This window comes from Streptomyces sp. NBC_00440 (assembly GCF_036014215.1).
Taxonomy (GTDB): Bacteria; Actinomycetota; Actinomycetes; order Streptomycetales; family Streptomycetaceae; genus Streptomyces.
The window spans coordinates 936,393-955,292 of record NZ_CP107921.1 but is presented as its reverse complement, the minus strand read 5'-3'; the positions used below and the strand labels follow the sequence as shown (position 1 = coordinate 955,292).

17 protein-coding genes are annotated in these 18,900 nt (G+C 72.4%); 8 read left to right on the top strand and 9 right to left on the bottom strand.

Annotated features, from left to right (window positions below; genetic code table 11):
• Positions 1-42: 42 nt before the first annotated feature.
• Complete coding sequence (locus OHB13_RS04280) at positions 43-1,845, bottom strand: substrate-binding domain-containing protein (RefSeq protein WP_328375770.1); 1,803 nt, start codon at positions 1,843-1,845, stop codon at positions 43-45.
• A 184-nt stretch (positions 1,846-2,029) separates the two neighbouring features.
• On the opposite strand from OHB13_RS04280, the gene OHB13_RS04275 reads away from it, so the two are divergent.
• Entirely contained in the window at positions 2,030-2,809 is a 780-nt protein-coding gene (locus OHB13_RS04275; protein ID WP_266859171.1) for a CPBP family intramembrane glutamic endopeptidase, read from the top strand.
• A gap of 100 nt (positions 2,810-2,909) precedes the next feature.
• Here OHB13_RS04275 and OHB13_RS04270 read toward each other — a convergent pair whose 3' ends face one another.
• Positions 2,910-3,719, bottom strand: a complete 810-nt coding sequence (locus OHB13_RS04270) for a PhzF family phenazine biosynthesis protein (protein WP_328375768.1) — start codon at positions 3,717-3,719, stop codon at positions 2,910-2,912.
• A gap of 140 nt (positions 3,720-3,859) precedes the next feature.
• On the opposite strand from OHB13_RS04270, the gene OHB13_RS04265 reads away from it, so the two are divergent.
• On the top strand, positions 3,860-4,459 hold the full coding sequence (locus tag OHB13_RS04265) for a PadR family transcriptional regulator (RefSeq protein ID WP_266859175.1): 600 nt from the start codon (positions 3,860-3,862) through the stop codon (positions 4,457-4,459).
• Positions 4,460-4,534: 75 nt separating this feature from the next.
• Here the strand turns inward: OHB13_RS04265 and OHB13_RS04260 are convergent, their stop codons facing one another.
• Positions 4,535-4,963: a type II toxin-antitoxin system Rv0910 family toxin gene (locus tag OHB13_RS04260; RefSeq protein ID WP_266859177.1), complete on the bottom strand. Its 429-nt coding sequence runs from the start codon at positions 4,961-4,963 to the stop codon at positions 4,535-4,537.
• A gap of 281 nt (positions 4,964-5,244) precedes the next feature.
• Between OHB13_RS04260 and OHB13_RS04255 the strand changes: the two genes are divergently transcribed.
• From OHB13_RS04255 to OHB13_RS04245, 3 genes are all read left to right on the top strand, one after another.
• Positions 5,245-5,817 (top strand): Clp protease N-terminal domain-containing protein, encoded by a 573-nt coding sequence (locus OHB13_RS04255; protein ID WP_328380208.1) that lies wholly within the window; start codon positions 5,245-5,247, stop codon positions 5,815-5,817.
• 31 nt (positions 5,818-5,848) lie between these two features.
• Positions 5,849-6,835 carry an EamA family transporter gene (locus tag OHB13_RS04250; RefSeq protein WP_328375765.1) on the top strand — a complete coding sequence of 329 codons (987 nt, stop codon included), beginning with the start codon at positions 5,849-5,851 and terminating at the stop codon, positions 6,833-6,835.
• 182 nt (positions 6,836-7,017) lie between these two features.
• Positions 7,018-7,980, top strand: coding sequence for a DMT family transporter (locus OHB13_RS04245; RefSeq protein ID WP_328375763.1), 963 nt, complete (start codon positions 7,018-7,020; stop codon positions 7,978-7,980).
• Between the two features lie 49 nt (positions 7,981-8,029).
• On the opposite strand, the gene OHB13_RS04240 is transcribed toward OHB13_RS04245, so the two are convergent.
• A complete protein-coding gene (locus tag OHB13_RS04240; RefSeq protein WP_328375761.1) occupies positions 8,030-8,719 on the bottom strand; it encodes a pyridoxamine 5'-phosphate oxidase family protein in 690 nt (229 codons plus the stop codon).
• A 49-nt stretch (positions 8,720-8,768) separates the two neighbouring features.
• Here OHB13_RS04240 and OHB13_RS04235 point away from each other — a divergent pair, with 49 nt between their 5' ends.
• Entirely contained in the window at positions 8,769-10,100 is a 1,332-nt protein-coding gene (locus tag OHB13_RS04235) for an aminotransferase class I/II-fold pyridoxal phosphate-dependent enzyme (RefSeq protein WP_328375759.1), read from the top strand.
• Positions 10,101-10,141: 41 nt separating this feature from the next.
• On the opposite strand, the gene OHB13_RS04230 is transcribed toward OHB13_RS04235, so the two are convergent.
• Positions 10,142-11,143: a DMT family transporter gene (locus OHB13_RS04230; protein WP_443062922.1), complete on the bottom strand. Its 1,002-nt coding sequence runs from the start codon at positions 11,141-11,143 to the stop codon at positions 10,142-10,144.
• 74 nt (positions 11,144-11,217) lie between these two features.
• On the opposite strand from OHB13_RS04230, the gene OHB13_RS04225 reads away from it, so the two are divergent.
• Positions 11,218-12,147 carry a LysR family transcriptional regulator gene (locus OHB13_RS04225; protein ID WP_328375755.1) on the top strand — a complete coding sequence of 310 codons (930 nt, stop codon included), beginning with the start codon at positions 11,218-11,220 and terminating at the stop codon, positions 12,145-12,147.
• A 65-nt stretch (positions 12,148-12,212) separates the two neighbouring features.
• Here OHB13_RS04225 and OHB13_RS04220 read toward each other — a convergent pair whose 3' ends face one another.
• Positions 12,213-12,674 carry a pyridoxamine 5'-phosphate oxidase family protein gene (locus OHB13_RS04220; RefSeq protein ID WP_328375753.1) on the bottom strand — a complete coding sequence of 154 codons (462 nt, stop codon included), beginning with the start codon at positions 12,672-12,674 and terminating at the stop codon, positions 12,213-12,215.
• Positions 12,675-12,826: 152 nt separating this feature from the next.
• On the opposite strand from OHB13_RS04220, the gene OHB13_RS04215 reads away from it, so the two are divergent.
• Positions 12,827-13,477, top strand: coding sequence for a cysteine hydrolase (locus tag OHB13_RS04215; protein ID WP_328375751.1), 651 nt, complete (start codon positions 12,827-12,829; stop codon positions 13,475-13,477).
• Here OHB13_RS04215 and OHB13_RS04210 read toward each other — a convergent pair whose 3' ends face one another.
• The 3 genes from OHB13_RS04210 to OHB13_RS04200 all read right to left on the bottom strand — a co-directional run bounded on the left by OHB13_RS04210 (position 13,478) and on the right by OHB13_RS04200 (position 18,899).
• Entirely contained in the window at positions 13,478-15,595 is a 2,118-nt protein-coding gene (locus OHB13_RS04210; RefSeq protein WP_328375749.1) for an LpqB family beta-propeller domain-containing protein, read from the bottom strand. It abuts the gene before it with no gap.
• A 418-nt stretch (positions 15,596-16,013) separates the two neighbouring features.
• Positions 16,014-17,141 (bottom strand): NADH:flavin oxidoreductase, encoded by a 1,128-nt coding sequence (locus tag OHB13_RS04205; protein WP_266859196.1) that lies wholly within the window; start codon positions 17,139-17,141, stop codon positions 16,014-16,016.
• A gap of 201 nt (positions 17,142-17,342) precedes the next feature.
• A complete protein-coding gene (locus tag OHB13_RS04200; RefSeq protein WP_328380207.1) occupies positions 17,343-18,899 on the bottom strand; it encodes an AMP-binding protein in 1,557 nt (518 codons plus the stop codon).
• Position 18,900: the final 1 nt, after the last annotated feature.

The following is an 18,900-nucleotide window of genomic DNA, read 5'->3' as shown; positions in this document are numbered from 1 at the left end:
GGGCGCTGCCCGCCGATGCCCGGCCGGCCGGTCAGCGCCCGGTCAGCGCCCGCCGACCGCCATGACCGCTTTCAGCAGGACCGAGTTGATCTGAGAGGGGTCGCTCACCTGGTACCCCGCGCCACCCGTCGCCCTGGCGACCTGCTCGACCTCGGTCCTGTCCGTGTCGGGGCCCACCGCGATCATGATGAGCGGCACGGGGCGCTCGGGATCGGTGAGCTCCCGGAGCTTGGCGATCAGGGCGCTGCGGGAGATGCCGTGGTCGTCCTCGTTGACGCCGTCGGTGAGCACCACCACCGCGTTGAACTTCCCGCGGGCGTAGGTCTTCCGGGCGTCCTGGAACGCCGCCAGCGTGGTGTCGTACAGACCGGTGGCGCCACCTCGCACGGGCCGCAGCGCGGAGAAGGCTGCGGCGAGCCGGTCGCGCTGGGTCCCGCCGCGCTGGGTCCCGCCGCGCTGGGTCCCGCCGCCCTGGGCCGGACCGCCGAGGCGGACCGTCGGCACGCGCTTGCGGTAGTCGCGCGTTCCGTCGAGGTGTGTGGCGAAGTCCCAGAGCCCGATCTCGTCCTCCGGCGTGAACTGGTCGAGGGCCTTGAGCAAGGACGCTCTGGTGATGTCCATCCTGGTCTGCCCGCCCTTTCCCGGCACCGGGGTGGACATCGAGCCCGACGCGTCGACGACGGTGGTCAGCCGGGCACTCTGGACCGTGATGGTCCACATGCCGAGCGTCTCGTCGAGAACGTCCTCGGACGGCGGCTCCGGGGAGGCGTCGGTGTACGGCTGCGGGGTGCGCCCGCCCGCCGCCTCCACCCGGCTCGCCGTCGCGGGACGGTCCGGGATCCTGAAGCCCTGCCGGTCCAGCACGGTGCGGCTGACGCCCTCGCCGAGATAGGTCATGAACCGCATCGCTGCCCGGCTCTGATCGGTGGTCAGCGCCGCCTCGTCGACCACCGTGTACGGGTAGTCCAGCTGGGGCGTGCCGTCCTTGGGGTAGAAGAGCCGCAGCTTCCGGGCGCCGCCCCGCGACGTGTTGTGCGCGAAGGCCGCCTGCTCGGACAGGACCAGGGCCTGGTTGCGGTGGGGGTCGTCCTTCTCCGTACCGGACCCGTCCTGCGCGAGTGTGGCGAGCACCTTGGAATCCGCGTCCGAGATGCGCCGGGACAGCACCTTGGCGGTGGCGGCGACCTGGGTGTCGCCACTCGCTGCCTGGCCCGGTGACTGGGCGATGCTGCTGAGGGCGAGCAGCCCGGTGGCGCTGCGGGCCGGGTCGGCCGCGCCGATATGGATCTTGCCCGAGCCGGTCGCAGCCGCGGTGAGCCCGGCCCAGGTGTAGGTCTTCTCCGGCCAGCCCAGCGCCTTGGCGGCCGAGGGCACCATGGCCAGGGTGACCGGGGACTCCGCGATGCTGGACGCGGGTGTGAGCGGGACGTTCTCGCCGGTGTCCTGGGCCCGGTCCACCCATGCCCCGGAGTCCGGCAGCCATATCTGGTACCCCGGCTCGGCGCTGCTGGTGCCCAGATCGTGCGCGACCTCGTACGAGTCGCGTGCTGTGACCGTGATGTCCAGGCACTGGCCGTCCGACCGCACATGGTCCTCGCGGGCCCGCTCGGCAGCCGTGCGTACGGCCGGGGTGATATCGGGCGATGCCACCATGCGCAGTTTCACCGCGGAGCCGTGGCAGGGACCGGAGAGCCCGAACACGCCGCGCTCGACAGCCACGCCCGTGCCCGCTGCCGCACCGAGGACGAGCACGGTGGCGATGGCGACGGTACGACGCCGCCGAGCACCGGAACGGGGCCGGGTTGCCGGTGCCGTGAGGTCATCGGGCAAGCTGTGACGTCCCATGCGGTGGTGCTCCTCCCCTGAAGGACGAACAAGGAAAAGGGGGAGCGCGCCACCGAATTGGCGCCCGTCCCCCGGCCTGTCGTGCACGATCTTCGTACCTGTATTCGAGACCCTAGTGGCACGGTGGTGGGGATGAGGCGCGATTGGCCAACTGGAGGCAGGTGTGCAGGCGGAGGGCGAGCGCGTGGCTGATTTTGTTCCCACACAGGGGGTGCCGCAGCGGTTCTTGCGGTCCGAGACGGTGCTGGTACTCGCACTCTCGCTCGGCGCGAGCGGCGTTTCGGCACTGATCAGCTTTATCGGGGCACTGACGAAACCAGGAGGGCTCAAACACCAGGCCGCCAATCTCAACGGGTCGTACGCGCCGGGGCGGCCATGGCTGGATCTCGCCTGGCAGCTCTTCGGGATCGCGACGGCCCTGGTGCCGGTCGCGCTGGTGGTGCATCTGCTGCTGCGCGAGGGGTCGGGCCTGCGTGCGATCGGCTTCGACCGGACACGGCTCCGGGCCGACCTCGGCCGTGGGGTACTGATCGCGGCGGGGATCGGCAGTGTGGGCCTCGCTTTCTATCTGGGCGCGCGGGCCACCGGGTTCAACCTGACCGTGGTGCCGGAGTCGCTGCCCGATGTGTGGTGGAAGATCCCGGTACTGATCCTCTCGGCGGTGCAGAACGCTGTACTGGAGGAAGTCATCGTCGTCGGGTATCTGCTGCGCAGACTGGGGCAGTTCGGGTGGACCCCGATCGCCGCTCTGGCGGCGAGCGCGGTGCTGCGCGGTTCGTACCACCTCTACCAGGGGGTCGGCGGGTTCCTCGGAAATGTGGCGATGGGCGTGGTGTTCGTGCTGCTCTACCGGCGCTGGGGGCGGGTCGGACCGCTGGTCGTCGCGCACTCGCTGCTCGACATCGGGGCGTTCGTCGGATACGCGCTGCTGGCCGGGAAGGTGGGGTGGCTGCCCACCGGGTGAGCGGCCACCCCACTGTGGATCGGCGCTGCGGCGGCCGGCCCTCTCGCGGTGCTGCGACGGATGGCCCGTCCCGGCGCCCTGAGAGGGCCGGCCGTCCTTCTCAGACGTGCAGTTCGCCGTCGATGACGGTGACCGCGCTGCCGGTGAGCAGCGTCCGGTCGCCGCGCAGTGCCGTCCGTACGAGGCCGGAGCGGGCCGAGGCCTGGAGGCCCGTCAGGTCGTCGCGGCCCAGCCGGGCCGACCAGAACGGGGCCAGTGCGGTGTGGGCGCTGCCGGTCACCGGGTCCTCGTCGATGCCGACGCGGGGGAAGAAGCAGCGCGACACGTAGTCGTAGCCGAGCGAGGGGTCGTCCGCCTCGGCGGTGGCGATGATGCCCCGCCGGGAGTGGGCCTTCAGCGCCGCGGAGTCGGGCGACAGTGAGCGGACCGTCTGCTCGTCGGCGACCTCGACGAGCAGGTCCCCGATGTGCGGCCCGGTGTCCCTCACCCCGGTGATCCGGGCCCCGAGCGCCTCACTGAGACCGACCGGGACGGCTTCCTCGGTGAGCGGCGACGTGGGGAAGTCCAGCGTGATCGCGCCGTCCTCGCCGACCGTCGCGGTGAGCAGTCCGCAGCGCGCCGCGAAGCGGACGGTGCCGGTCGCCGCGCCCGTGGTGTGCAGGACATGGGCGGTGGCCAGGGTGGCGTGGCCGCACATGTCGACCTCGGTGGCCGGGGTGAACCAGCGCAGCGCCCAGTCGGCCTCGCCGCCGGCGGGCAGCGGGTGGGCGAACGCGGTCTCGGAGAGGTTCACCTCCGCCGCCACGCTCTGGAGCCAGCCGTCGTCCGGAAAGGAGTCGAGGAGCAGCACCCCGGCCGGGTTGCCGGCGAAGGGGCGGTCCGTGAAGGCGTCGACGATTCGTATGCGCATGGGACAGACCGTAGGCGCGGGGCAACACCACAGGCCAAGGCCACTCGCGGGGGAGTGGCCCGGAAAAGATTGCTAAACGAACAGTCCCGATATATCGTTGACGCATCGCGACAGATCAACGATGTAAGGAAGTGAGTGCGATGCGTTCCCATGGACACGCACACGGACATGGACACGGCGGCCCCGGCCGTCACGGCGGGGACTTCGAGGAGCGCCGCGGCGCCTTCGGGTCGTTCGGTCCGCCGTTCGGTGGCCCGTTCGGCGGGCGCGGCGGCAGGGGCGGACCCCGGGGGAGGGCGCGCCGCGGTGACGTACGCGCGTCGATCCTGGCGCTGCTCAAGGACCGGCCGATGCACGGTTACGAAATGATCCAGGAGATCGGCGAGCGCAGCGGCGGGGCCTGGCGCCCCAGCCCCGGCTCCGTCTATCCGACGCTCCAGCTCCTTGAGGACGAGGGGCTGATCGCCAGCGAGAGCGAGGGCGGCAAGAAGCTGTTCACGCTCACGGAGCCGGGGCGCACGGCGGCCGACGAGGGCCCGGACGCTCCCTGGGAAGGGGCCGGGCGTGGCGGTGACTGGGAGACGGTGAACGAGATCCGTCAGGCCGGCTTCGGTCTGATGGAAGCGTTCGGCCAGGTGTTCCGGACGGGTACGCCGGAGCAGCGCAAGAAGGCGATGGCCGTGATCAGCGAATCCCGGAAGAAGCTCTATCTGATTCTGGCCGATGAGGATGAGGACTGAGACCGGTCCAGCGGCCGAGGCGGCGCCCCCACGGACATCCGTGGGGGCGCCGCTGTCGTACGGGGCCTGCCGGGCTCAGGTCACCAGGCCGGCGAGTTTGCGCAGGGACTCCTGGAGTGCGGCGGTCGCCGAGTCCTTGAGCTTGCCGGCCATCAGCGACACGGCGGCCCCCGTGAACTCGCCGTCGATCCGGACCACGGTGGCGTCGCCCTCCGGGGTGAGCGAGTAGCGCATCGCGAGGCTGACACCCATCGGGCCCTTGCCGCGGGTGACCAGCAGGGCCCCGGGCGTCAGCTCGTCGACCGTCCAGTTCACCTCCGCGGGGAAGCCCATGAGCTTCATGTTCTCCTCGAAGGTGGCCCCCACGGCGAGGTTGGCCGGGCCGCCCTTCGGGAAGCTGGTGTGTGTCGCGTTCCACTCGCCGTACGCGCTGAAGTCGGTCAGCTGGGACCAGACCTTCTCGGCCGGTGCTTCGATCCGAGCCTCGGCGCTGACTTCGGCCATGCGACCACCCCTTCTCGTCGGGTTGTGATGTCGCGGAACGTAGCCCCTGGACCCGGAACATTCAATACTGATGAACCGTCAGGTCTCATCGGCCGGTCCGCGGGTGGACGGAGGGGCGGGCCTAGGAGCCCGGCGTGTGCGGACACGGGGGCCCGGGCGTGCGGACACCCTCCAGGGGGCGTGCGCCCGTTTCGCGCGCAATCGCCGTCTCATCCGTAAGGAGGAGAGTCCCGGCGGGCGTGCCCAACTTCCGTCGGACGGGTAAATGCTCCCCGGCGGGGATGTTCCGGGCGCGGGTGGCTGATGAGCTGGGAGATGTGCATAGCCCTACCCAGCCGGACGACCAGCCCGCCCCGTCCCGAGCCGACATCGAAGCCAGGCTCACCGTGGAACTGGCGACGGTCGTGGCGGGCGCACGCCGGCGTGCGCTGCGTGACGGCGACCGGCAGATCGACACGGCCCATCTGCTGCACTCGGTGATCGAGACCGACCCCGAGGTGCGGGCAGCCTTCGAGGGCGGCCCCCAGGTGGCCAGGGTGCTCGGCTATCTCGTGCAGCGCAGCATCGGCTACGGGCTGCGCTGGCAGGGGTCGGTCGAGGACTCGGGGGCCGTTCCGGTGGTGACCGAGCCCGGGGTGGCGGGCTGGTCGCCTGCCGCTGTCGCGGCCATGGAGGGCGCCCTGGAGAGAGCGGGGAAGGACGGGAACCGGCGGGCGAGCGGGCTCGACCTGCTGGCCGCGCTCGCCCGCGACCGCGAGTGCCGCGCCGTGGAGGTGCTGGGCCGCGCAGGAGTGGACGCGGAGTTCCTCGCGGGGCGCCTGGAGGGCGGCACCCGGCAGACCCGTCGGTGGTGACGCGCCCGATCCCACCTGCGATGATGTGCCGATGCGTGCGTCTCGGGGAAAGAGCGTCGGCCTGGGACTCGCCCTGGTGTCGGCCTTCGCGTTCGGTGGATCGGGTGTCGCGGCCAAGCCGCTGATCGAGGCGGGTCTCGACCCGCTGCAAGTGGTCTGGCTCCGGGTGGCCGGGGCCGCCCTGGTGATGCTGCCCGTCGCCTGGCGCCACCGCGACCTCGTACGGCGCAGGCCCGCGCTGCTCATCGGTTTCGGACTGCTCGCCGTCGCGGGCGTCCAGGCCTGCTACTTCGCGGCCCTCTCCCGTATCCCGGTCGGTGTCGCCCTGCTGGTCGAGTACCTGGCGCCCGCGCTCGTCCTGGGCTGGGTCCGGTTCGTGCAGCGCAGGCCGGTGACGCGCGCCGCCGCCCTCGGGGTGGTGCTCGCGGCCGGGGGGCTCGCCTGTGTGGTCGAGGTCTGGTCGGGGCTGAGCTTCGACGCGATCGGGCTGCTGCTCGCGCTGGGCGCCGCCTGCTGCCAGGTCGGCTACTTCGTCCTGTCGGACCACGGCGGCGACGGCGACGACCGGACCGACCCGCTGGGCGTCATCGCGTACGGACTCCTCGTCGGCACCGCCCTGTTGACGGTGGTCGCCCGCCCGTGGCGGATGGACTGGTCACTGCTGGCGGGTCAGGCGGACATGAACGGGACACGGGTGCCCGCCTGGCTGCTGCTCGGCTGGATCGTGCTGATCGCCACCGTCGTCGCGTATGTCTTCGGCGTGGTCTCGATCCGCAGGCTCTCCCCGCAGGTGGCCGGGGTGGTCGCCTGTCTCGAAGCGGTCATCGCGACCGTGCTCGCCTGGGTGCTGCTCGGGGAGCATCTCTCCGCGCCGCAGATCGCGGGCGGGGCGGTGGTGCTGATCGGTGCGTTCGTCGCCCAGTCCTCGGCGCCGAAGCCCCCTTCGGGCCCGGTGGCGGGCGCAACTCCCGCCGTGGGGGCCGAGTTGCCCGCAGCGGAGCGGAGCGCGAACCCGTGAACGAGGCCTTCGGTTAGGGTTTGGCCATGCATTTCACCGTACTGCCGCCCCCCGCTGCATAGCGCGGGCGGCCGCATCCACTGACGGAGACCGGGCTCGGGTTGTTCCCGAGCGGCTCGTCGCTGCCCGCGCACGGAGTTCAGCGACCGCCCTTTCTCAGTCTTCCCTCATGGAGCACGTACGTGACGCATACGCCGAACCCTGCCGCCGGGCTGTCCGTCCGCCGGAGTCTCATCTATCTGTCCGTGGCCGGAGCGGCCTGGGGCACCGCGGGGGCCGGGGCCTCGCTGCTCTACCGGGCCAGTGATCTCGGGCCCGTCTCCCTCACGTTCTGGCGCTGCGCCGGCGGCCTGGTGCTGCTGCTCGCCGTGCGGGCCGTGCGCCGCCGACCGCGCGGTGTGCCCCGCCCCGCCGAACCCCGCACGCGTCCGGCTCTGCGCACCGCTGCCACCGGCCTGGCGTTCACGCTCTTCCAGGTCGCCTACTTCGCCGCGGTCCAGCTCACCGGGCTCGCCGTGGCCACCGTCGTCACTCTCGGCGCCGGGCCCGTGCTCATCGCCGTCGGTGCCCGGCTGACTCTGGGGGAGCGGCTGGGCGCCGGCGGGATCACCGCCGTCGCGGGTGCGCTCGGCGGACTTGTGGTGCTCGTCCTGGGCAGTGGCAGCGGAGCCGTACGCCCCGCCGGGGTCGGCTGGGCGCTGCTCTCCGCCGCCGGATACGCGGCGATGACCCTGCTGACCCGGTGGTTCGGCCGGAGCGGTGGCGGCGACCCGTTGTCGACGACGGCCTGGTCCCTCGCCGTCGGTACCGTCGTCCTGCTGCCGCTCGCCGTGGCGGAGGGGCTGTTCCCGCACACCGTCGATCTTGGCAGGGTGGTGGGCCTGCTGGCCTATGTGGCCGCGGTGCCCACCGCGCTCGCGTACGCCCTGTACTTCACCGGGGCCGCGGTCGTCCGGTCCGCCACGGTCTCGGTGATCATGCTGCTGGAACCGGTGAGCGCGGCGGTCATCGCTGTCGCCCTGCTCGGGGAGCGTCTCACCACGGCCACCGTCCTCGGCACGCTGCTGCTGCTCGCGGCCGTCACCGGTCTCGCGTACGGGGAGATGCGGGCGGCCGCGGCGCGGCGCCGCCCGGTACCGGTCTGAGCCGGTCCGGGGCGGCGGCAGCCTCTCGCCCACGCTTCCCGGAGCGGGATCAGCGCCGGTCGAGGTAGCCCGGCAGGGCGATGGCCGGGTCCAGGTCGTCCGACGGGACCGGTGCGCCGTATCCGCGGGTCAGCGGTACGACACCCGACCAGTACGGGAGGGTGAGGTCCTCGGGCTCGTCGTTGGGGCCGCCGGCGCGGACCTTGGCGGAGACCTCGTCGAGGTCCAGGCGGACCACAGCAGTTGCCGCCAGCTCCTTGGCGTTCGCCGGGCGTGAGTCGTGCGACCGGCCGGGCACGGCCTGCTCGACGATCGCGTCGAGAGCGGTGCGCCGTTCGTCGGCGCCGGTGACCTGGCGGGCCGTTCCGTGGACCACCACCGACCGGTAGTTGATCGAGTGGTGGAACGCGGACCGGGCCAGGACGAGACCGTCGACATGGGTGACCGTCAGGCAGACCGGGATGCCGGGGTCCGCCTCGCCGGCCGCCCGCAGCGGGCGGGAGCCCGTCGAGCCGTGGATGTAGAGGCGCTCGCCGACCCGCGCGTACAGCGTCGGCAGCACGACGGGCGCACCGTCGCGGAGGAATCCGAGGTGGCAGACGTATCCCTCGTCCAGTACCGAGTGCACCAGTTCACGGTCGTACGAGGCCCGCTCCCGGGAGCGGGTGGGAACGGTCCGCGCGGTCGGTACGTAGGGCGCGTCCTGCTGCCGGGGAGAGGCCGGAGGGGTCTCGGACATCGCGTTCTCCATGTTGCGTACTCCATTGCATTAGTGCATAATCTCGTTTGTGCTAGGAGAATATGGGATCGAAGGGCGCCGTGCAACGGACATCGCGGCGAGCGTGGAGCGTGCGGTCAGCTCCGGTGCGCTCGCGCCGGGGCAACTCCTGCCGCCGTTGCGGGAGTTGGCGGAGCAGCTGGGGGTCAATCCGAACACCGTCGGCGCCGCGTACCGGACCCTCCGCGACCGCGGAGTGATCGCGACGGCGGGCCGCAGGGGGAGCCGGGTGCGGCCCCGGCCGGCCAGCACGGCGCGTGAATCGATCAGGGCCGACATCCCCGCCGGCGTACGGGACCTGGCGTCGGGCAATCCCGACCGCGCCCTGCTGCCCCCGCTCGCCGGGGCCCTGGCGGTCGCGGCCGCGCGCAGCGACGAGCGGGCCGTGCTCTACGGGCAGGCGGGCGTCGACCCGGAGCTCGAACGGCTGGCGCGCGCGGCCCTCGCCGCCGACGGCGTGCCCGAGGGGCCGGTCGCCGTGGTGTCCGGTTCGCTCGACGGGATCGAACGGGTGCTGGCCGCGCACCTCAGGCCGGGTGACTCCGTCGCCATCGAGGATCCGGGCTGGGGCGCCCTGCTGGATCTCGTACCGGCGCTGGGGCTGCGCGCGGTGCCGATGGCGCTCGACGGCGAGGGGCCGCTGCCGGGAGAGGTGGAACGGGTGCTGCGCGAGGGGGCGCGCGCGCTCGTGGTCACCGCCCGCGCGCAGAATCCCACCGGCGCCGCGGTGAGTTCAGCGCGCGCCGAGGTACTGCGGACCGTCCTGCGCGACCATCCCGGCGTCCTGCTGATCGAGGACGATCACGGGCACGGGATCGTGGATCTGCCGCTGAGCCCGCTGGCGGCGGTGGCGGACAACTGGGCTTTCGTGCGGTCGGTGTCCAAGGCGTACGGGCCCGATCTGCGGCTCGCCGTGCTGACCGGTGACGCGGTCACCGTGGACCGGGTGCTGGGCCGTCAGCGGCTCGGCCCCGGCTGGGTCAGCCATCTGCTCCAGGGTGCGGTGGTCCAGCTCTGGAGCTCGGGGGCCGTCGATGTCTCCGCGGTCTCGCTGTCCTACGGGCGGCGCCGGGAGTCGCTGGTCAGGGCCCTGGCCGAGCAGGGCATCGACGCCTGCGGCCGGAGCGGGATGAATGTGTGGGTGCCGGTGCCGGACGAGACCGGGGTGGTGGCGCGGCTGCTGCACTCCGGCTGGGCCGTCGCCCCCGGCGCCCGCTTCCGGATGGCCGCGCCGCCGGGGGTGCGCGTCACGATCTCCACGCTGGGCCCGGACGACATCGGTCCGGTCGCGGACGCCGTCGCGTCGGCGGCCGGACCCGCGCCGGGCAGGCGCTACGACTGACCGTGTCCGGCAGGCGCTACGGCTGACGTGCCCGGCAGGCGCTACGACTGGCCGCCCCCGGCCGATGTCACGGCTGGCCGGCCCCGCCGCCCGGCCCCGCGCCTCCTCGGCCTGCTCTGTGTCAGGGCGGCGCCGGCCAGCACGATCACCGCGCCGACCGGGGTGTTCCACCCGATGTTCTCGCCCAGCACTGCCACGCCCGCCGCGGTGGCGATCACCGGGATGAAGTACGTGACCATCTGGGCGGTGGTCGGGCCGACCTCGGCCACCAGGCCGTACTGCAGCAGCAGGGCGACGCCGGTGCCCAGCGCGCCGAGGGCCGCGACGGCGAGCAGCGGCACCACCGGGAAGGACCTGGGCAGCGCGGTGAACAGCGGGGTGACCAGGGCGAGTTCGACGGTCGCCACCAGGAGCTGCGAACCGGTGAGGGCGAGATGGGAGCTGCCGGTGCCCGCCAGGGTGCGCCGTACGTAGATCCAGCCGACCGGGTAGCAGAGGGACGCCACCAGGGCCATCGCGGTGCCTCTGAAGTCCAGTCCGGAGAAGCCCTGCCAGACGCCGAGCACCGTCAGGACACCGAGGAATCCGACCCCGAGCCCGGCGACCCTGCGGCGGGTCGGGCGGTCCTCGGAGAGCGCGACGAGGGAGAGCGCCATGCCCCACAGCGGGGAGGTGGCGTTGCAGATCCCGGCGAGCGTCGAGGGGATCGTCTGCTCGGCGTAGGCGAAGAGAGAGAACGGCGCCGCGTTCAGCAGCAGGGCGGCGACCGCGAGATGCCCCCAGGTCCGCGCCCCGCGCGGCAGCCGCTCGCGCCTGAAGGCGATCGCCGCGGCCAGCACGGCGGTGCCGAAGAAGAGGCGGCCGAAAGTGACCTGGAACGGCGCGTAGCCGCCGGTGCCCACCTTGATCAGCAGAAAGCTGAAGCCCCAGATGAGCGAGAGCAGGGCGAAGCGGATGCGCCAGTCGACAGCGGGGCGGCGGGTGGTGGGCGGCGGTGCGATGACCGGTGCTGACACGGTCCTGGCGGGAATCGCGGTGCTCATACGGACCACTCTGGACCGTGCTATCTCGTAGCACAAGCGAGATTATGTGGAGTGGTTGCCTTAGCATTGCTTACATGTTGAATCTGGAGCGTCTACGCATCCTCGACGCGGTGGCCCGGCACGGCTCGGTGAGCGGAGCGGCCGACGGGCTGCACGTGACCACCTCGGCTGTCTCCCAGCAACTGGCCAAGCTGGAGCGGGAGGCGGGGCAGCCGCTGCTCGCCAAGAACGGCCGGGGGGTCCGCCTCACGGACGCGGGGCGGCTGCTCGCCGACCACGCCGCCCGGATCCTCTCCCAGGTGGAGCTGGCCCAGTCGGATCTGGAGGCCCAGCGCGGCCGGGTGGTCGGGGAGCTGAGGATCTCGGCCTTCCCCACCGCTGCCCGCGGGCTGCTCCCCGGAGTGCTCGCCTCGCTGCGGGCCGGCCATCCCCAACTGGCGGTCTGCTCCCAGGAGCTGGAGGGTGAGGACGGTGTCCGGGGTGTGGTGCGCGGCGACCTCGATGTGGCCGTGGTGCTCGACTGGTACAACAAGCCCACGGCGATGCCCGAAGGGATGGCCAAGCGCGCACTCTTCGACGACATCGCCGATATCGCGGTGCCCGCGGACCATCCGCTGGCCGGCGCGGCCGAGGTGGAGCTGGAGGCGTTCGCGCAGGACGAGTGGATCACCTGGCCGGAGGGCGAGTTCTGCCGTGAGTGGCTGATGTTCACCCTGGGGGGCAAGGGGTTCGAGCCGCGGATCTCCCATGTCGCGGGTGAGCACCCCACGCAGATGGCGCTGATCGCCGCCGGGCTCGGGGTCGGTGTCGCGCCGCGGTTGGGGCGGGGCCCGGTGCCGGACGGCGTGCGGGTCGTCACCGTACGGGACGCGCTGCGGCGCCATGTGTACGCGATCTGGCGCGCCGACGCCGACCGCCGGCCCTCCATCCGGGCGGCGGTCGACGCGCTGCACGCGGCCGGTGCGGGTCTGGAGGGCGCGGGCCCGGACGGAGCCGGTGGCTGAGCGAGGCCGGGTGGCGCGCGGGCTCAACGGCCCACCGGTCAGCCGAGTTCGCCCAGCCGGGTTTGTCAGCCGAGTTTGCGGAAGTCCCAGGAGACGACCGCGTCCGGGGTCAGCCGCAGCCAGGCGTGGCGCCCGTCGTACGGCATGAGGTCCATCCCGAAGTTCTTGCGCGCGAACAGCTTCTCGGGTGCGTCGAGTTCGGGGCAGGGCTCTCCCGTACGGGGCGCCTCGCCGACCATGACCGCGCTGCCGGAGAGTTCCACGCCGCGCAGCTCGCCGTACTCCTCGCCGTCGTCGACCACCACGGCCAGGCGCGGGTCCCGGGACAGCTGCGACCATCGGCGGCTGCGGGTCAGCGAGTAGAGCCAGAGCGATGTGCCGTCCCAGAGGAACCAGAGGGCGCCGACGTGCGGACGGCCGTCGGCCGAGACGGTGGCCACCCGGCAGGTGCGCCGCTCGCCGAGGAAGGTGTCGCGCTCCGCGTCCGTCATCATGATCCTGCGGCCTCGGCGCTGGGTGTCGGTCATGGGGCGTCTCCCGCTGTCTCGGCTGTATCTGACTGTGTGTCAGGAATCAGGTGTCAGAAATCATGGAGTCTCTTCCTTCATGACGCAATGGGCGTTAGCCTCGCGCGCCCGGCCCTGCCCGGTGGGCCGCGTTCCACGAGAGGTGAGGGCCCATGCCGTCGTCCGAACAGCTTGCGCAGCAGCTCGACCCCGCCACGGCGGTGCTGCTCACCGTCGAGTGCCAGGAGGGCGTGGTCGGCCGGGACAGCGCCCTGCCCGAACTGGCCGCCGAAGCAAGGTCGTCGGGGGCCCTGGGGCGCGTCGCCCAGTTGGTCGCCCGCGCACACGAAACAGGGGTGCAGGTGGTGCACGCGGTGGCGGAACGGCGCCCCGACGGGCGGGGCGCCAACCGGAACGCCCGGCTCTTCCGGGCGGCCGGCCGGCTCCCCGTCCAGCAGCACACCGGCTCACCGGCGGTCAGGGTCGCCGAGCCGGTCGAGGTGGCGGACGAGGACCTCGTCGTACGGCGGCTGCACGGCCTCTCGCCCATCGCCGGCACGGACGTCGACGCGCTGCTGCGCAACATCGGCTGCCGCACACTGGTCGTCACCGGGGTCTCCGCCAATGTCGCCATCCCCAACGCCGTCTTCGACGCGGTCAATCTCGGCTACACGGTGGTGGTTCCGGCCGACGCCATCGCGGGGGTGCCCGCCGACTACACCCCCGCGATGATCCGCAACACCCTCGCGCTCGTGGCGACGATCACCACGACCGACGACGTACTCGCGAGCTGGAAGCAGTCCGGGAATCCGGCGGGCGACTGATCAGGACACGTCGGCAGTCCGTGCCAACGCCCGCTGGATGAAGTCGAGTTCCAGGGCCAGCAGCCGGTCCGCCACGCCTTCCGCGTGGACGAGGTGCCCCGCACCGGACAGCGGCAGGACGGTGTGCGGCCGGCCGGCGGCCAGCAGCGCGGCCGACAGGCGCAGCGTATGGGCGGGCGCCACATTGTCGTCGGCGAGTCCGTGCACCAGCATCAGCGGGCGGGAGAGCCGGTGCGCGTGGGGGAGCAGCGAGGAACGTTCGTACCCCTCGGGCTGGACGTCCGGGTGGCCGAGGAAGCGCTCCTCCCAGTAGCTGTCGTACAGCCGCCGGTCCGCGGGTGCGGCGCCCGCGACCGCCGCGTGGAACACATCCGGGCGGTGCAGCACCGCCCCGGCGGCGAGATAGCCGCTGTACGACCAGCCCCGGATCGCCACCCGCCCCAGATCCAGGGCGTCGTACCGTTCCGCGGCCGCGTGCAGGGCGTCGACCTGGTCGTCGAGCACCGGCCCCAGCCGGTCGCCGACGATGGCCCGCTCCCAGGCGATGCCCCGGCCGGGGGTGCCGCGTCCGTCCGTGGCCAGTACGGCGAAGCCCTGCTCGGCGTACCACTGGCAGACGGCGGTGTACCAGCCCCGCCCCCTGGTCACCACTTGCAGGCCGGGCCCCGCGTAGGGGCTGAGCAGCACCGGCAGCCGTTCCTGCCCCGGCGCGTACCAGGAGGGCAGATGCAGGCGGCTGCGCAACTCGCGTGCGCCGAGGGTGAGATGGACCGGCGCCGGGATGACGAGCGGCTTCTCGGTGAGCACCGCGATCCGCCCGTCCGGCCGCCCGGCCCGGCGCACCGTCACCGACTGGCCGTTCTCCGTCATGCTGTCGACGACCAGCGTGGAGCCACCGGCGGCGGCCGTGTGCACACCGGGGTCCTGCGTCAGCCTGACGAACCCGGGCCCCTCCTCGTACGACCAGACATGGACCTCCGTCGGCTCCTCGCTCGCGGTGAAGAAGACCCGCTCGCCCACCGAGCCCACCACTTCGCGCACATACAGGCCTTCGGGACTGATGGCGTCGCCGATCCGGATTCCGCGCACATCGCCACGGACCCAGGGCAGGATCCGGACACCTCCGGGGGTGTGCGGCGGTGTGCCGGGCTGGAATCGCACCCAGTTCTCGTCGGACATCCGGGACAGCACCTCGTACCCGCCGCCCGCCGGGTCGGCGGCGACGACCCACACCGTGCGCTGGTCCCGGGTCTGGAGGACGGCGACGGGCCCGGCACTTCCCCAGGACGCGGAGACCAGGTACTCGAAGGCGGGGGCGGTCCAGGCACCGGGCGGGGTCTGCTCTTCGGGCACCGCGTGGGGCAGCGGGAGGGGGGTGCGGTCGCCCCCGGTGCTGATCACGAGCAGCGAGGTCTCGGCGTTGGGGGTGCCGGCCGCCGGGTAGCGGATGGCCACGGGGGGCTTCTCCGGGTCGGCGGGGTCGGCGATGTAGCGGCGGCGCACCATCGAGGTATCGACCCGGGCGACGAGCAGCGCGTCGCTGTCCGGGGACCACCAGTACCCGCGCGACCTGCCGATCGAGGCGGTCGCACAGTAGTCGGCGAGACCGTAACCGACATCGGCGTCCTCGGGCGCGGCGAGCAGCCGGTCGGCCGTCCCGTCGGTCCGTACGACGTGCAGGGCGCCGTCGGTGACGTATGCGATCAGGGTGCCGTCCGGCGAGGGCCGGGCGTCGGTCACCGGTCCGGCGGTGCGGATACGGAACGGGGCGGCGGTGGCCGACGCGTGCTCCGGGGCGCCCGGCGGGCTGTCGGGACGGTGCTCCGGGCCGGACTCCGCGCGGACGGTCCAGAGTTCGCCGTCCGCGGCGTAGGCGACGACCCGTGCGTCCCGGTCGGCGGCGTACGCGGTCACGCCCCCCGAGGGTGCAGGGTGACCGGCGAGAAGACGCTCCTGCCCGTCCTCGTACATCCAGAGGAGACCGCGTGCGTCGGTGCCGGACGCGGACCGTACGAACAGCACGCGTTCGCCGTCCGGGGAGACGGTGAACTGCCGGGGGGTACCGAGGGTGAAGCGGCGGGTCCTGGCGAACTGGCGGGGGAATCCGTTGATGTCCATGGCTCCATGTGCTTTCCGTGGGTGTGACCGGGAGGAACAGAAGAAACGGGCGGGAACAGAAGAGGGAGGGAACTGAAGAGGGCGGGAACAGAGGAAACAGTCCGGAACAGAGAAAGATCGTCGCCCTCTGTCCCCCGGAGCGACCCGGCGGAATCGCGCCGAAATCACAGCGGCCCCTCTCACGACGGTGCGTGGGAGGGGCGCTTCCGGGGACCGTCGAGGCCGACGATCTCGGTGTGTACGTCTTTGTGTACGACTTATTGCTGTGTGTCTTGGGGGACCGGGCTGCCGCGTGCGAGGCGTCTGAACGGCAGGCTCTCCCCGCGGCGGGCCGCGGGTCTGTCCTGGGTGTGCCGGAAAACCTATCAGTGGGGCTGCCCGGCGAGGTGACCGGGTCCGCCGGGAGGCCGGGTGCCGGTCAGCTGAGCGTGCTCAGCGCCGCCGGGTCGTAGGCGGCCAGTTCACCGAACCGCCCCTCCAGCACCTTGGCCGCCCACTGGGGGTCGTGCAGCAGCGCACGGCCCACGGCGACGAGGTCGAACTCGTCGCGCTCCAGGCGGTCGAGAAGGTTGTCGATCCCCTTGACCTGCGAGCCCTCGCCGCGGAAGGCGCTGCTGAACTCGTTGTCCAGGCCGACCGATCCGACGGTGATGACCGGCTTGCCGCTGAGCTTCTTCGTCCAGCCGGCGAGGTTGAGGTCGGAGCCGTCGAACTCCGGCTCCCAGTATCGGCGTGTGGAGGCGTGGAAGACGTCCACCCCGGCTCCGGCCAGCGGGGTCAGCAGGGCGTCCAGCTCCTCGGGGGTCCCGGCGAGCTTCGCCTCGTACGACTGCATCTTCCACTGGGAGAAGCGGAAGATCACCGGGAAGGTCGGCGAGACCGCCGCGCGGACCGCGGCCACGATCTCGGCTGCGAACCTGGTGCGGGCCACCGCGTCACCGCCGTACGCGTCGGTCCGCCGGTTGGTCCCCTGCCACAGGAACTGGTCGATGAGGTAGCCGTGGGCGCCGTGCAGTTCGACCCCGTCGAAGCCGATGCGCTCGGCGGCGGCCGCGGCCTCCGCGAACGCGCCGATCACGTCGTCCAGGTCCTGCTGCGTCATGGCCTTGCCGTCGTCCCCGGTGCCTTCGGGGAGGCGGAGGCCGGAGGGGCCCATGGCCGGTGCGTCGGGGAACGGGGGCCGCCCGGCGGTGCGGGCCATACCGATGTGCCACAGCTGCGGCACGATCGTGCCGCCCGCCGCGTGCACGGCGTCCGCGACCTTCGCCCAGCCCGCGAGCTGGTCATCGCCGTGGAAGCGCGGAACGCGGTCGCTCTCCCCGGCCGACGCGTGTCCGACATAGGTGCCTTCGGTGACGATCAGGCCGACACCTGCGGCGGCCCGGCGCGCGTAGTACGAGAGCACGTCATCGCCCGGTATGCCGCCGGGCGAGAACTGCCGGGTCATCGGCGCCATCGCGATCCGGTTGGGGACGGTCAGGCCGTTCAGGACGACGGGCCGGGACAGGATCTGCGCCGCACGGCTGGCGGAGGCGGTGGTGGTCACTTTGACGGGCTCCTCGGGAAACGGCTGACCGGAACTGGCACGCGGTGTGCCGTCGGGGTCAACCGGAGACAGGCTCCGGTCATTCCGCCATTCTGTTGTGACCCCGGATACGTCTGCGAACCCGGCGTTCCGCGGTGGCCCCGAAGCCACCGGGGAACAACGTCCATGACCCCGGATGCTTCCGCCGACGCCCGTACCCCGTCAGCCCCGCGCGCCGGAGCCCTCGCCCAGAGTGGCGCCGAGTGCCGCACGGTCGACCTTGCCGTTGCCGTTCAGCGGCAGGGCGGCCAGCCGGGTGAGGACGGCGGGCACCATATAGGCGGGGAGGCGGTCGCGGAGCGCCGCGCGGACGTCGTTCGCACTGTCGGCGGCCCCTGTGTAGGCGGCTGCGATCTCGGTGCCCGCCCGGGTCGCCAGCGCGACGGCCGCCGCGTCGCTCACTCCCGGCTGACCGCGCAACGCCGCTTCGACCTCGCCCAGTTCGACCCGGTACCCGTGCACCTGGACCTGCTGGTCGCTGCGCCCGATGTGCACCAGCGGCAGGTCATGCGACCCGGCGCCTTCGTCGGGCGGCAGCAGGGCGACGCGGTCGCCGGTGCGGTACCAGTGCGTGTCGGTCAGCGCGGTGGCCGGATCGTACGGGGCTCCGTCGGCTTCGAGGAACCGGCCGGCGTTGTTGTCCGGGTCGAGGTAGCCGGGGAAGCGCTGCGGGCCCCGTACGCACAGCTCGCTCCCGAACAGACGGTGTTCCATCCGGGGGTTCAGGGTGCCGATCGGCACGGTGCCGTTGGCGGCGGCCGGCCAGTGCTCCGGGTCGTCGGGCAGCCGGTACGCGGTGCAGGTGACGGTCAGTTCGGTCGGACCGTAGGCGTTCTCCAGGGAGCTGCCGGGGGCGGCCCGCTGCCACGCCCGCGCCTGCTGGAGTGTCAGCGGCTCCCCGCAGAACATGCTGGCCCGCAGCGTCGGCATGCTTCCCGGGCCGAGCGCGCGCAGCCGCTTCGCGAGCGAGATGACCGACGGTACGGAGTTCCAGTGCGTGATGGCGTGCCGGTTGACGAAGCGGACCGGCGCCAGCAGATCGGCGCGGGCCGGTACGACCAGGGCGGCGCCGCTTCCCCACGCGGTGTACATGTCGAAGACGGAGGGGTCGAAGGTCAGCTCGAAGGTCTGCGAGAAGCGGTCGCCGGGGCCCGCCGCGCAGCGCGGTACGGCGTGGGCGAGGTAGGCGCAGATGTTCCGCTGCCGGATGGGGACGCCCTTGGGGACCCCGGTGGATCCTGAGGTGAACATGATGTACGCGAGGTCATCGGGGCCCGCTCCCACGGCGGACGGCTCCGGAGCGGGGGAGTCCAGGTGGCGGAGCAGCTCACCTTCCGTCATTTCTGTTGTCCGCACGTCCAGTTGGCCGGGGTGCTCGGCGGTTCCGTCGCTGAGGACCCTGTCCAGCGACGCCTGGCGCACGATCGCGGCGTTGCGCTCGGTGGGGAACGCGGGACCGAGCGGAACCACGGCGGCGCCGATGCGCTGGATGGCCAGGTATCCCGCGTACGCGACGACGCTGCGCCCTGCCAGCAGCCCCACTCTGCGCGGCGGCGCCCCGTCCCCGCCGCTGACGAGCGCCGAGGCCAAGTGGTCGGCGAGAAGGGAGAGTTCGGTGTACGTCAGCTCGGTGTCGCCGGTCTCCAGCGCCGTACGGTCGCCGTGGGCCGCGACCGATGCCGCGAACCAGTCGTCGAGGGTGTGCCGTGGGGCGGGCATG